This window comes from Kribbella sp. NBC_01505 (assembly GCF_045040285.1).
In the GTDB taxonomy this organism is placed as follows: Bacteria; Actinomycetota; Actinomycetes; order Propionibacteriales; family Kribbellaceae; genus Kribbella.
Map to the genome: position 1 here is coordinate 8,069,848 of NZ_CP109425.1, position 13,324 is coordinate 8,083,171.

A 13,324-nucleotide genomic window follows, 5' to 3' on the forward strand; every position below is an offset into this window, starting at 1 on the left:
GGTCCGTGAGGATCGGCGTGGTGTGCCCGTACTCGCTGGGCATGCCCGGCGGTGTGCAGAACCATGTCCGCGACCTGGCCGAGGCCCTGCTCGACGTCGGCCACGAAGTCTCGGTGCTCGCCCCGGTCGACGACAACGAGGTCCCGCCGTACGTCGTCTCGTCCGGACGAGCCGTCGGAGTTCCGTACAACGGCTCGGTGGCCCGGGTCACCTTCGGACCGCGGACCGCGGCGCGGGTGAAGAGCTGGCTGGCCGAGGGTGACTTCGACGTGGTCCACGTGCACGAGCCGACGACACCGAGTGCCTCGATCATCGCGCTCTGGTCGGCGGGCGGCCCGTTCGTGGCGACGTTCCACACCTGGCAGGTCCGGTCGCGCGCGATGAGCGCGGCGTCCAGCCTGCTGCGCCCGGCGCTGGAGAAGATCGACGCCCGGATCGCCGTCTCGGAGAACGCGCGCTCGATGATGGTCCAGCACGTCGGCGGCGAGGCCGTGGTGATCCCGAACGGCCTGTACACCGCACGCTTCAAAGGCAGCCCGCGCCAGGAGTGGCAGGGGACCGACGGGACGATCAGCTTCCTCGGCCGCCTCGACGAGCCACGCAAGGGCCTCGGCGTCCTGCTCAAGGCCGTGCCCGCGCTCGTCACCGCCCGGCCCGGCCTGAAGGTCCTGGTGGCCGGGGCCGGCCAGGCTGATGAGGCGTGGCGCTCGTTGCCGTTCTGGTGCCGCGACAACGTGCTGTTCCTCGGCATGGTCGACGACGAAGCCCGCGCCGACATGCTCGCCGGTTCAGACGTGTACGTCGCTCCGCACCTGGGCGGCGAGAGTTTCGGCATCGTCCTCCTCGAGGCAATGGCCGCGGGTGCCCCAGTCCTGGCGAGCGACCTCCCTGCCTTCCGCCAGGTCCTTGAGGGCGGCCGCCTGGGCGACCTGTTCGAGCCGGGCAACGTGGACCTGCTCGCCCACCGCGTCCTCAACCTGCTCGCCGCGCCCACAGACCGCGAGCGCCTACGCTCCGCCGGACTGACCGCCGTACAGGCCTATGACTGGTCAGTCCTGCTCCCCGAACTCCTCGCCGTCTACGACCTGGTGGCTCGCCGCTAGCTGCGGTGGTCGCGCCGCCAGCGAGCCGGAGGTACGCCGTACTCGCGCTGGAAGGCCCGCTCGAACGTGCGTGCTTCGGCGAGTCCCGCGCTGGCGGACGGAGATCGCGTGGTGCCGCGAGTGTCTCGCCCGTGAGATCCAGGTCGCCGGCGTGTTCGCGGACGTAGTCGCTGAGGACTCGCAGCCGGACGCCGTCCTGGGCGTTCGGTGTCGCCGGTCCCGACATCACGCAGCGCCATCATCAGCAGATCGACTGCCGAGCATCCGACCCGGGCGCCAGGACGGTCTGGCGATCCCGCTGCCGCAGGAGCCCCTTGCCGGTCACCTGCAGCCGGAAGACCAGGTAGTCGTACTCGCGATGCGCGCCGCTCGCGATCGTCAGCGGCGCGATCCGGGAGTTCGTGACGGAGATACCGCCGCCGAGTTCGTGGATCGTGAGCCGACCGCGGAACCCGTCGTCCGTTCGCGCGCGGGACGGCCGGCGAAGCTCCGCGGCAGCCAGTTCATGGCTCTGCGGAGGCAGAGTTGCCCCGTACAGCTCCAGGGCGCGAGCGGCGTACGCCGCAGTGGACAGCTGCCGGATGATCGGCTGGACCTCGGCGGGCATGTTGGCGACGATCAGGTCGACGAGGTCGGGGAAGCCCTCGTACAGCATCATCCCGAATCCCAATCAGAGACCAATGGTCCCGAGGATGCCGGCGCCTCAGGGTTGGTTGGCTCGGAGTTTTCTGCCGCTGGTGAGGGCTGCTGTTAAGCAGGCAGCGTAGATGGCTGTCAGGGCGATGGCGAGTTGTGTCCAGGGGATGCCGAGCGACCAGTCCGGAATGATGGCGGCGGCTAACAGCACTGGTGGCGTCGCGATAGTCAGGCCGATGGCTGTCGCGCAGCTCAAGAGGATTGCTTGCTGGCCGAGCAGTATCCGGCGGGTCCATTTGACGGGGATGCCGAGCGCAATGAGGTGTGCCAGGTATCCGCGTAGCGCGGTGGTCTGACTCGCGGCGACCGTTGAGGCTACACCAAGGGCTATGACGAACAGGCCTATCGCGGTTGCGGTGAGCGCGAGCGGCGGGATCGGGGCGGGCGGGGTCTCGAAGATGCGGGCGACGCGGGGGTCGATGGAGGCGTCAGCGAGCGCGGAACGCACTTGTTCTGCTTGCGCGGCTGACAGGCCGGTGTACATCTTCGCGCCGGCAGTGACTGGTAGTTGGAGTCGTTGTGCTGTCGCGGTGAGTACGGCGCCGGCGATCCGGGTGTTCCAGGTAGTGGGTGCGACGTCGAGGTGGGCGGCGGGCAGGGAGGTTGCCAGGCGAGCTGGCTTGGCGTTGCCCTGAATGCGGAGGTCCACTCGGTCCCGCGCCGGTTCTGCTTGTTCCCAGATAGTTATTCCGCCGGTCTGCAAGGTCTGCGTGGCGGTGTCAGGCAGGGTTCTTCCGAGGAGGCGGGTGAGGTCGTCTGCGGAGTCGACGGCGAGGATGGCTCCGTTGAATCCCGCAGCGCGGACAACGGCTTGGTCGCCGTCGAGGGCGAGCAGAAAGCGCATCGTCACGGGGGTTTGCTGCTGGATCGCTGCGACGGAGGCGAGGGCGTCTTGTGTTGCGGGTGGGGCAGGTAGGACGTCAGAGCCGGGTTCGGCCAGTTCGATTTGTCCGGGTAGCACGTCGGGATGGGTCTGGTCGGATGCGGTGCGCACCATCGTGTCGAGCAGGGTGATGAAGCCGATCGCGGTGCCGATGAGGACGCTCAAAATGGTCACGGCGGCGACCACACGGTGGGTGTCTGCGAGCAATTGCCGAAGACTCAGCCGGGTGCGTAGCTTGCGGGCCGGGACGAGTTGCAGGGCGCGCGGAACGATGTCGGGTGCAAGAAGTACGAGTCCGGCTGCGATGGTCGCGGCGATGAACATCGCCCCGGTGCCGCTGTCCAGTCGGCCGACCTGCACGATCACACCGCACCCGGCCGCGACGGCGGCGAGTCGGCGCATTGACTGGGGCCACGTCCGGTCCTGCCGCTGTCCCGCGGCGTGAGCGATGTGCTCGCCTGCTGGTGGGGTTTCGAGCTGCTGTGTCAGTTGCCGGCGCAGCAGTGCAGCTCCGAGGAAGCATCCGATGGCGGTGACGATGAACAGGCTGGTGGCTGCGCTCCATACGTGCGGGATCCCTGGGTCGGGGTCGCTCAGTTTGCGTGCCATGACCCACGCGGCCGCGAAACCTCCGAGTGTGCCGATGACAGCGCCGCTGGTTGCGGCGATGACGCATCCGACCGTGACCGCGAGCGACCCGGCCCGCACGGCCACCGATCGGCGCACCCCGATCGAGATCATTACCGCGGCCCGGCCGGCGAGCAGGCGAAGGCACAGCGCGAAGGCGAGCAAGGTGCCGAACAGTGGTAGCAGGATCGAGGGGACAAGGTAGCCGGCGGGTGATTTCAGCAGCCAGGACTGGCCACTGTTGGATTCCACCTGGGCGCGCGTCCGGTAGGAGTCGGCGACTAGTTGCGGCAGGTCGTCGCTAGGCTCTAAGGGATGGTTGGCGTGGTATATGTCCACGATGCCTGCTAGTACGGCGTCGGCGTTCTGACCGTTCCAGTAGGCGACCGGCTGGATACTTAAGGGGTTGTCGCTGGTCCCGAGCCGGGGGTCGAGCCGCTGCCAGGAACCCCAGCCGCCGAGCAGTGACGGATCGCGGGCGAACACGTCATCGACCGTGCCGACAACCTGAAGACTCAGCCGTTCGCCGTAACCGCGCAACGTTGTGCCTGGGCCAGTCGCTGACTCAGGGGCCGGATTGACGACGGCGACTTCTCCGGGACTGGTGGGCCAGCGTCCGGTCAGCAGCCGGAATCGGCGTGGGAAGGGGTTGGTGTCCCATCGCATCTCGAAGTAGGTGACTGGCTTGGACGACAACGCCGGAATGGAGACATCGACGGCGGTAAGCGCGATCGCGGAGGCAGCAGAGGTAGTGGCTGCAACGCGGGATTCGAGCTGTTGACCGACCGGGCTGCCAGCAGGAAAGGCGGCTGCGAAACCGGCGTAGGCATCGAATCGCCCGAGGTCGCGGTCGGCGGTTTCTGGCCCGGTCAGCGTCTGCGCATCCAAGACGACGTACATCGCCATCGTCGCGATGGAGGCCACGAACAGTGTCAGTGCCGACAATTTCACCCGGCGGTTGCGCAGCAAGCGGCGGCTGAGCTTGCGGGCAGTCGCCCAGTCGCTCTGACTGCTACTCCGACCGTCTCCATGGCCTTTCATCGCTTGGTCGTGCACCGAAGCCGCCCGTCGTTCATCTCGTAGGCTGTGGTCGCATACTCCAGGCAGAGCGGGTCGTGTGAACAGACGATCACAAGAGCGCCTTGGTCGCACAGGTTTCGCATCAACTGAAAAATGTCTGTGGAGGCTTTACGATCCAGCGCACCAGTCGGCTCGTCGGCCACCAGGATCTCGCGGTCGCCCGCCAATGCGCGCGCGATGCCCACGCGTTGCCGCTGACCGCCGCTGAGCTGGGCAGGCCGCCGATCCGCCAGGCGCTCCAGGCCGACCCGATCCAGCAGTTCGCCGGCTTCTGCCAAAGCGTCGTCGGTCGCCATCCCACGGGCTTCGAGCGGCAGGGCAACGTTTTCCGCGGCCGAGAACTCTTCGAGCAGCGCGTCATTCTGGAAGGCGACACCGATCGTGGTGAGCCGAAGCTCGCCACGACCGGCCTCGTCAAGGCCCACCAGGGAACGGCCGGCGACCGTAATCTCCCCTGAATCCGGGCGGTCAAGACCAGTGATCAACCGCACCAGCGTGGACTTCCCTGACCCGCTGGGGCCGTAGATGCACACGAACTCGCCGGCCGACGCGCGCAGGTTCAGACCGCGAACCGCCCACACCACTTCGGCCGGCGTCCGGAACGACCGACTGACCTCGTCCAGTTCAACTGATACCGCTTGGCTCATACGTTCACTGTCGCAGAAGGCGTCCGGCGCACCGGTGTCTGGTCGCGGCGTGTCAGCCGCAGCCGTACCGGGTGCGCCACGACGACACCTCGTCGGAGTTCAACGGCGAAACGTTGTCGTCGCTGCTGGTCGCGTTCATCGTCTGCTTGTCGCCGCCTCCGTTGGCATTGGTGTACATGCAGCCGCCGTACACCGCCGAACGGTTCGCCCACGAATCCATCTTGTTGTCACCAGAAGGACCCAGATTGGTGATCGTTGAACTGCCGTGCCCACGCTCGCCGATCAGGCGACCGAAATTGTTGTTGTCCCACATGCACATGTTGTTGTTGTCGCACTCATCAAGACTGGCCGTCGCATGACTCGCCATTGTCAAGCCAGTCAGCGCGATCAGACTGGCCGCAGCAATCGGAAACACCCTCATCGAACAGATCCCTCCCCAGGAAAATCCTTACCAAGATGGAGGTAGCGACCGTACGGCGGTGCCGAGACCGTGTCAACGGGTTGTACAGGTCCGTGCACTCGTAGTTGACAGTCGCCTGTCGCGCTCGTCGCGATGGGTGTGCAGCAGCCCGCCCTTTTGCAGCTTCTGGCAACAACCGAGCCCTTGACGAGGTCTCGCAGTCAGGGCAAGCCTTGCAGCGATGAACCACCGTCCCAATTCACAACGACGACGCTTCGTCGACCTGGAACAGGCGGAACAACCCCTACCTTTATCTGTACGACAAAACCATTCAGGACCCAATGGCCGGAACGGCCTGTGTGCCATGGGATCTCCTCGATGGCCATCACAGCCGTTGTCTGCGATCCGGAAGTCGTGACCGTGCTCTGGGCATACAAGGGATTCTGAACCCGTTGCGGCGCGTCTCTGTTGCACTGACTTTGCTGGTCGTGGTCATCGTGTTTATGAGTTCGGGGAGTGACGTGGCGAGTTCTGGCCAAGCGAATGTCGATCCGTACGCCTCGGAGTTGGCTGGAGACGTCCTGTCGGACGAAGAAGTATGCGCCAACGAATGCTTGGGCTCGTACGGCATTCGGATCGACCGAAGCAACGCAAGCTTCGAGCTCCGCGGGAACATCCTTGCGCTGCAAAACGCATACCTCGACCGCGAGTGCCGAGCCAAGATCGCGGTCGGGGTTGCCGAAAAATCCGGCTCTTCCAGTTGGGCATCCGCAGTGCCGACCGGCCCTCGAAGCCGTCGATGCCCTCGATCACCGCGAGCCAGGTCTCCTGCACCACCTCGGCCGCGGACTCCTCGGTCGACACGAACGAGCGCGCCACCCTCAGCATCCCGCCCGACCAGCGGTCCAGCAGTACGGCGACCATGTCCTCGTCGCCGGCACGCAACCGCGCTATGAGTACGTCGTCGGCGGGCAGCGCTGCCATCGGCTCATCGTAGTGCGGTGCGGTGTGCATTCCGCTGTACCCAGATCAGTGCGAGTCCGGCCACCGCGACTGCGCCAGTGATCATCCAGCCGGAGGTGTAGACGCCGACCCGCTTGGTGAGTGCACCGAACACGAGGGCGAACGGTGTGAAGACCACCCAGGAGAGTGCGCTGACTCCGGAGGCGACTCCGGTGCGGATCGAGGACGGTACGGCGTCGTGGAGGAGCTGGCTGAGGTGGATGCCGATGACAACCAGGAGGAAGGCGAGAGCCACCATGGCAGCGGTGAGCAGCGTCAGGTTGTGGCTCGTGGTCATCACCAGGCAGGCGGCCACCATGGTGACCACGACCAGGACTACCGCGACCAGCCGGTCGAGCCGGAGGCGGTGTGCCAGCAGGCCGCCGATTCCGAGGGTGCCGACGAGCAGCGCCCAGAACGGGCCGTAATAGACCGCGGACGCCTTGAGCTCGACCAGCCAGAGCGGGCCGAACTCGAACATCGCCTGCAGGATCATCGCCCCCATCAAGGTGGCGGCAGCGATCGGGATGAGCCGGCCGCCGTCGGTGATGGCGCGATAGGTGACCGTCAGGTGGCTGCGCAGAGTGGTGCGGACTTCGGTGCGGTGCAGGGTCGGCTCGCGGAAGCGGGTGAGCACGATCAGGTAGAGGGCTGCGAACGGCAGCGTCAGCAGGTACGTCGCGCGCGGGGTCAGCGCGGAGGCGATCCAGCCGCCGATGAGCGCGCTGCTGACCAAGGCGATGCTCTCGATCAGTCGGACCCGGCCGATCTGCCGTTCGTACGCCGCGCTGTCCCCGGTCTCCTCCAGGACGACGTCGTACACGATCGCCTCGACGGTTCCGGAGTACATCGCGAAGTAGATGCCAAGGATGAGTGCCGCCACGATGTAGGTGACGACGTTGTGGCTCAGGGCCCCCACCGCCACGCTCGTCAGCAGTGCCACCCCGGCCACCATCAGTACGCCGCGCCGCGACCACCGGTCGGCCAGCACCCCCGAGATCACCTCGGCGACCGGGACCAGAGCGGCGTACGCGGCTGCCATGACGCCGACGGTCGCCGCGTCGAACCCGATCTCGGCCATGAACAGCTTCTCCACCGGCACCCAGAAGCCGACCGCCTGCAGGAAGGTCGCCGCCCAGAGCGGCAGCAACCGTCGCCGCAGGCGCGCCGGTACGACGTTCTGTTCGGCAGGTACTGCGGTGAGCGTCATGCCCCCTCAGTGTCACGAGGGGGCGAAAGCGTTACACCAGCTTCGTGCCGACGGCCTTGATGTCGTCCAGGTCGCCGGCGTGGGGTTGCCAGGGGAGGACGAGGGGGTCGTTCGGGTAGCGGGGGATGACGTGCAGGTGGGTGTGGAAGACGGTCTGCCAGGCGTCGGGGCCGATGCAGCTCAGGAGGTTGGCTCCGGTGGCTCCGTCGAGGCGCTCGATGACGCGGCTGATCAGGGACTGGGCCAGGAGGGTGACCGCGGTCAGGTCTTCGGGGGCGGTCTCGCGCAGGTCGGTGGAGTGGGCACGCGGGATCACCAGGAGGTGACCGGGCGTGGCCGGGGCGATGTCCATGAAGGCGATCGCTCGGTCGTTCTCGCCGACGTGGGTGGAGGGGATCGTGCCGGCCACGATCCCGCAGAAGAGGCAGTTCTCGCTCATCGGGCCACAGTATCGAGTGGCCTGATCCTTGTGATGTCAGAATGACCGCATCACCCACGATGTTGAGGAGTCCGATGCCGGACGAGGTACTGCGCCCGAGCGCGGGGACGGAGGTGGACCCGTCCGAGGCGCCGTGGTCGCCGCTGCGATTCGCGTACATCGCGGTGCTGGGTGGTGTCCTGCCGATCACCTGGCTGGCGTTCGTCAACAGTGGGCGGCTGGCGGTCCCCGACGCCAAGCGCGGGCTGATCGTGGTGGTCGGGCTGGCCGCCGTGGTGGCCGAGTTCTTCGCGGCGGGTCTGCTGCTGCCGGGCGGTGGGGAGTGGTGGCAGGCGCTGCTGCCGATGCGGGTTGTCGCGGCGCTCTGTTACTACGTGCAGTACCGGATCCAGCGCCGCAGTGATCGGCTGTTCCAGCTGAGCGGTCGCGAGTACGTCGTTCCGTTCGGGGCCGGGAATCTGGCGATGGTGGCGATCGGCGTGTTCACCGAGCTGGCCATCGCAGTGGTGGCCAGCACATGAGCCATGACGACCTGCTGCGGCCGACGATCGGCGAGCGTGTGGATCCGAAAGTGCGGCCGTGGCGACTGAACTCGCAGGCGTACGTCGCCTTCTTCGGCGGAGTGATCGCCGCGACCATCATCGCCTGGCTGAACAGCGGACGGCTCGGCGTCGACCGCGGCAAGCGCTGGCTGATCGTGGGCACCGGCGTGCTCGGGTTGGTCGCCGTCATGGTGATCTACGCACGTCTGAACGACGAGGGTGACAGCGAGCAGACGCAGACTGTGCAGATCGTCATACGCCTGGTGGCGGTGCTGTGCATCCTTGTGCAGATGCGCTGGCAGCGGCCGATGGACCGCGCGTTCCAGCTGCGCGGGGCCGACTACCACTCGATGTGGGTGCTCGGACCGATCCTGGTTGTCGTGTGCGCAATCCTTGAAGCACTCCTTCTCGCCTTGGTGGTGACGCTGTGAATGAGCCGACCGAGGCCCGCCTGCAGATGGCTGGTCACTGGCTGCAGATCGGTCACCCTGAGCGGACCCTGGACGAGCTCCAGGGTTTGTGGGGTGACGCGGCTGTCGACTTCCGCGCGTACCTGTTCCGCGGGGCCGCGCTGCACCAACTCGACCGGCACGCGGAGGCGATCGACGTACTGAAGGACGGCCTGGCGTTGCATGGGCCGTTCCTGCCGCTGTTGCAGGTGCTCGGGTCGGCGTTGCGGTCCGAAGGGCGGCTGCCCGAGGCGGAGGCGGTGTACCTGCAGGGTCTGAGCCTGGATCCGAACAATCCCGACCTGCTGATCGGCTATGCCCGGGTCTGCCTGTCGGCCGGTCAGGCCGAGAAGGCGAGCGCACTGGTCGAGCGCGCCGCGTCGCAGGCGCCGGAGAGTGCGGTCGTCTCGTCGGCGCGGGCCGAGGTCGCCTTCGCGCTCGGCAAGGACCGGGACATGCGCCACCACAGCACCGAAGCGTTGGCGCACGATCCCGAGGATCCGCACGCCCGAGCACTGCACGGTACGGCGTCGATGCTGACCGGTGACGCACGTTCGGGGTACAACTCGCTCGCCTCGGCCGCCGCTTCCCAGCCGGCCGACCAGGATCTGCGCGCGGCCGCCCGCGAGGCCAAGCTGATCAACCATCCGTTGATGCTGCCGCTGCGACCGTTCGCGCGGTTCAACCCGCTGATCGTCTGGATCGGCGCGGTCGCGATCATCTACGGCCTGCGCCTGGCCGGCCTCGCGCCGCTGTCCTTCGCCTTCGCCATGATCTGGCTGGCGTTCTGTGTCTACTCCTGGGTGGTGCCGTCCCTGCTCCGCCGCTGGCTCAACCGAAAGTGGGGATCGTGAAGGAGCGTATCGACGCGTTGCGGAAGGCGGTCGACGCGAATCCGGACGACGTGCTGCTGCGGCTGGTTCTGGCCGAGTCGCTGGCTTCGGCCGAGCATGTCGAAGAGGCCCTCGATCAGTACGTCGTTCTGCTCGACAAGGACGGTCTGCCCGAGGACCAGTTCGTGCCGGTGGGTGAGCTGGCCGCGACCAACGGGCGGCTCGCGCTGCTCCGGAGCCTGCTGGAGTCGGCGCGGCAGAAGGGCGTGGTCGAGGGGACCGGGCGGTTGCAGCAGCTCGTCGACACGATGATCTCCGAGCGCAGCGGCGTGAAGATCAAGGTCGGTCCGGAGGCGGAGGAGACGCCGTTCGCGGCCGACACCCTCAAGGAGACGACGACCTTCGACCAGGTCGGCGGCATGGAGGAGATCAAGCGGGTCATCCACCGGATGGTCATCCTGCCGCTCAGCCGCCCCGAGCTCTACGAGAAGTACGGCCGTAAGTCCGGCGGCGGTGTGCTGCTCTACGGCCCGCCCGGATGCGGCAAGACGCTGCTGGCCCGGGCGACCGCGGGGGAGTGTGGCCTGCCGTTCATCAACGTCCGCATCGAGGACGTGATGGACCCCTACCTCGGTGTCTCCGAACGCAACCTGCACGCCGCCTTCGAGCGCGCCCGTGCGAATGCACCGTGTGTGTTGTTCCTCGACGAGCTGGACGCGCTCGCCTTCGCTCGGCACAAGCACGGCGGTTCCGAGGCGCGGCGCCTGGTCGACGTCCTGCTCCAGGAGCTGGACGCGATCGGCTCCGAGAACGACGGCCTCTTGGTGCTAGCGGCAACCAATGCGCCCTGGGACGTGGACGAGGCCATGCTTCGGCCCGGCCGCTTCGACCGGGTGATCTTCGTCCCGCCGCCGGACGAGCCCGCCCGCGCCGACATCCTGTCCGTGCTGGTCAAGGACGTGCCGGCCAACGGACTCGACCTGAAGGCGATCGCCGGTCAGACGCCGATGTTCAGCGGTGCCGACCTGCGCGCGCTGATCGAGCGCGGCGTGGACCGTGTCATCGACGAGGCCCTGGCGAACGGCGGCGAACCGCCACTGGCCATGCACCACCTCACCGACGTACTCAACGCGGTGAAGCCGTCCACGCTGGACTGGCTGCACCGAGTCCGTTCCTACATCGAGTTCGCGAACCAGAGCGAGCGGTACGACGACGTCGCGGCGTACCTGAAGTCCCGCGACGTCCGCCGCCGCCTCAACCGCGACACCAAAAGCTAGGCCCCTCAATTCAGACGCAGCACCTTGGAGGCGGCGGAGTCGGGCATGGGTTCGTAGCGGGCGAACTGGCGGCTGAAGCTGGCCGCGCCGTGGGACAGGGAGCGGAGGTCGATGGTGTAGCGGGTGATCTCCACCTGCGGCACCTCGGCCTTCACCAGCGTCCGGTCGTCGCCGACCTTGTCGGTCCCGAGCAGTCGCCCGCGCCGCCCGGACAGGTCGCTCATCACCGAGCCGACCAGCTCGTCCGGCACCAGCACCGACACCAGGTCGACCGGCTCTAGCAGGTCGACCTTCGTGGCCGCCGCGGCCTCCCGCAACGCGAGCCCGCCGGCCATCTGGAACGCCATGTCCGACGAGTCGACGCTGTGCGCCTTCCCGTCCAGCAGCGTGACCCGGATGTTGACCATCGGGAACCCGGCCGCGCAGCCCTTCTCCATCTGCGCGCGCACGCCCTTCTCGACGCTTGGGATGAACTGCCGCGGTACGGCGCCGCCCACGACCTTGTCCACGAACTCGAACTCGGACCCGCCCGGCAGTGGTTCCACCTCGATGTGACACACGGCGTACTGGCCATGGCCGCCCGACTGCTTCACATGCCGCCCGTGCCCCTTGGCCTTGCCGCCGAACGTCTCGCGCAGCGGTACCCGCAACTCCACGGTGTTCACAGTCACGCCGTACCGGTTGGAGAGGGCATCCAGTACGACGTCCGAGTGCGCCTCGCCCATGCACCACAGCACGATCTGATGCGTCTCGGGGTTCTGCTCGATCCGCAGGGTCGGATCCTCGGCGGCCAGCCGCTGCAGACCGGCACCCAGCTTGTCCTCGTCGGTCTTCGCGTGCGCCTGGATCGCGATCGGCAGCAACGGCTCTGGCATCGTCCACGGCTTCAGCAGCAGCGGGTCGGCCTTGTCGGACAGCGTGTCACCGGTCTCGGCCCGCGTCAGCCGCCCGATCGCACACAGGTCGCCTGCGATCACCGTCCCTGCCGGGCGCTGCTGTTTGCCCTGCGGGAACGACAGCGTGCCGATCCGCTCGTCCTCGTCGTGGTCCTGATGCGAGCTGCCGTCCCCGAAGAAGGACGTGAAATGGCCCGACACGTGAACCGTCGTGTCGGGCCTGATGGTGCCGGAGAACACCCGCACCAGGCTGACCCTGCCGACGTACGGGTCCGAGGTCGTCTTCACCACCTCGGCGAGCAGCGGACCGCTCGGATCGCAGGCCAGGCCCTTGCGCGGGACGCCGTGCGGCGTGAACACCTCGGGCAGCCGGTGCTCGGGCGGCGACGGGAATCCGCTGGTCGCGACCTCGAGCAACTCGTGCGTGCCGACCCCGGAACCACTGCAGACCGGCAGGACCGGGAAGAACGACCCGCGGGCGACCGCACGTTCGAGATCGTCGATCAGCACCTTCTGATCGATCTCCTCGCCCTCGAGATACCGCTCCATCAGCGACTCGTCCTCGGACTCCTCGATGATCCCCTCGATCAGCGTGGCACGCACTTCCTCGTACGACGGGTCCGGGGTCGACAGCAATCCGACCAGGCCGTCGTCGGTCGGCAGGTAGAGCGGCAGCACCTTGTCGCCGAACGCCTCCTGGGCCGCGGCCAGCGCGTTGGCGAAGTTCGCCCGGGCGTGGTCGAGTTTGGTGATCACCACGGCCCGCGGCATCCCGACCTGGGCGCACTCCTGCCAGACCGTCCGGGTCGGCTCGTCGACGCCTTCGTTGGCCGCGATCACGAACAGTGCGCAGTCGGCCGCGCGGAGCCCGGCCCGCAGTTCGCCGACGAAATCGGCGTACCCGGGGGTGTCGATGAGGTTCACCTTGACGCCGTTGTACGGCAGCGAGGCCAGCGCGAGCCCGACCGACCGCTGCTGGCGGGCCTCGGCGTCGTCGAAGTCGCAGACCGTCGTTCCGTCCAGGACGGTGCCGGGTCTGGTCAGGACACCGGAGGCCACCAGCAAGGCCTCGACGAGCGTGGTCTTGCCGGACCCTGACGGTCCGACGAGCACCACGTTGCGAAGGGCGGCCGGGCTGTCCACAGAGGGCGCGGCTCCGGCACCCGGAGCGGTATTGGATTTATTAGGATGCGTCTTGTCTGCCATGACGACCTCCTGGGGTCATCCACAATTCCCCTTC

Annotated in this window: 14 protein-coding genes; 6 read left to right on the forward strand and 8 right to left on the reverse strand. The window is 67.4% G+C overall.

Features of this window, described 5'->3' with window-relative positions; genetic code table 11:
- Positions 1 to 5: 5 nt before the first annotated feature.
- Positions 6 to 1,103, forward strand: a complete 1,098-nt coding sequence (locus OG474_RS37935) for a glycosyltransferase family 4 protein (protein WP_405058470.1) — start codon at positions 6 to 8, stop codon at positions 1,101 to 1,103.
- A gap of 241 nt (positions 1,104 to 1,344) precedes the next feature.
- Here the strand turns inward: OG474_RS37935 and OG474_RS37940 are convergent, their stop codons facing one another.
- From OG474_RS37940 to OG474_RS37960, 5 genes are all read right to left on the reverse strand, one after another.
- The gene (locus OG474_RS37940; protein WP_405058471.1) at positions 1,345 to 1,761 is read right to left on the reverse strand and encodes a hypothetical protein; all 417 of its coding nucleotides are present in this window, start codon (positions 1,759 to 1,761) and stop codon (positions 1,345 to 1,347) included.
- 45 nt (positions 1,762 to 1,806) lie between these two features.
- Positions 1,807 to 4,350 carry a hypothetical protein gene (locus OG474_RS37945; protein WP_405058472.1) on the reverse strand — a complete coding sequence of 848 codons (2,544 nt, stop codon included), beginning with the start codon at positions 4,348 to 4,350 and terminating at the stop codon, positions 1,807 to 1,809.
- Positions 4,347 to 5,036, reverse strand: a complete 690-nt coding sequence (locus OG474_RS37950) for an ABC transporter ATP-binding protein (protein WP_405058473.1) — start codon at positions 5,034 to 5,036, stop codon at positions 4,347 to 4,349. Before OG474_RS37950 ends, OG474_RS37945 begins: the two co-directional genes overlap by 4 nt.
- A gap of 52 nt (positions 5,037 to 5,088) precedes the next feature.
- Positions 5,089 to 5,457, reverse strand: coding sequence for a peptidase inhibitor family I36 protein (locus OG474_RS37955; RefSeq protein ID WP_405058474.1), 369 nt, complete (start codon positions 5,455 to 5,457; stop codon positions 5,089 to 5,091).
- Between the two features lie 480 nt (positions 5,458 to 5,937).
- Positions 5,938 to 6,324: an RNA polymerase sigma factor gene (locus OG474_RS37960; RefSeq protein ID WP_405064657.1), complete on the reverse strand. Its 387-nt coding sequence runs from the start codon at positions 6,322 to 6,324 to the stop codon at positions 5,938 to 5,940.
- On the opposite strand from OG474_RS37960, the gene OG474_RS37965 reads away from it, so the two are divergent.
- Positions 6,236 to 6,433 carry a hypothetical protein gene (locus OG474_RS37965; protein WP_405064691.1) on the forward strand — a complete coding sequence of 66 codons (198 nt, stop codon included), beginning with the start codon at positions 6,236 to 6,238 and terminating at the stop codon, positions 6,431 to 6,433. The genes OG474_RS37960 and OG474_RS37965 overlap by 89 nt on opposite strands.
- On the opposite strand, the gene OG474_RS37970 is transcribed toward OG474_RS37965, so the two are convergent.
- Positions 6,425 to 7,648, reverse strand: a complete 1,224-nt coding sequence (locus OG474_RS37970) for an MFS transporter (protein WP_405058475.1) — start codon at positions 7,646 to 7,648, stop codon at positions 6,425 to 6,427. The genes OG474_RS37965 and OG474_RS37970 overlap by 9 nt on opposite strands.
- Positions 7,649 to 7,679: 31 nt before the next feature.
- Entirely contained in the window at positions 7,680 to 8,087 is a 408-nt protein-coding gene (locus tag OG474_RS37975; protein ID WP_405058476.1) for an HIT family protein, read from the reverse strand.
- 74 nt (positions 8,088 to 8,161) lie between these two features.
- Between OG474_RS37975 and OG474_RS37980 the strand changes: the two genes are divergently transcribed.
- The 4 genes from OG474_RS37980 to OG474_RS37995 are packed head-to-tail and all read left to right on the forward strand — an operon-like array spanning position 8,162 to position 11,188.
- The gene (locus tag OG474_RS37980) at positions 8,162 to 8,608 is read left to right on the forward strand and encodes a hypothetical protein (RefSeq protein ID WP_405058477.1); all 447 of its coding nucleotides are present in this window, start codon (positions 8,162 to 8,164) and stop codon (positions 8,606 to 8,608) included.
- Entirely contained in the window at positions 8,605 to 9,060 is a 456-nt protein-coding gene (locus OG474_RS37985) for a hypothetical protein (protein WP_405058478.1), read from the forward strand. Before OG474_RS37980 ends, OG474_RS37985 begins: the two co-directional genes overlap by 4 nt.
- On the forward strand, positions 9,057 to 9,932 hold the full coding sequence (locus tag OG474_RS37990) for a tetratricopeptide repeat protein (protein ID WP_405058479.1): 876 nt from the start codon (positions 9,057 to 9,059) through the stop codon (positions 9,930 to 9,932). Before OG474_RS37985 ends, OG474_RS37990 begins: the two co-directional genes overlap by 4 nt.
- Complete coding sequence (locus OG474_RS37995; RefSeq protein ID WP_405058480.1) at positions 9,929 to 11,188, forward strand: tetratricopeptide repeat protein; 1,260 nt, start codon at positions 9,929 to 9,931, stop codon at positions 11,186 to 11,188. The genes OG474_RS37990 and OG474_RS37995 overlap by 4 nt, the downstream gene beginning before the upstream one ends.
- A 5-nt stretch (positions 11,189 to 11,193) precedes the next feature.
- Here the strand turns inward: OG474_RS37995 and OG474_RS38000 are convergent, their stop codons facing one another.
- Complete coding sequence (locus tag OG474_RS38000) at positions 11,194 to 13,290, reverse strand: elongation factor G-like protein EF-G2 (protein ID WP_405058481.1); 2,097 nt, start codon at positions 13,288 to 13,290, stop codon at positions 11,194 to 11,196.
- Positions 13,291 to 13,324: the final 34 nt, after the last annotated feature.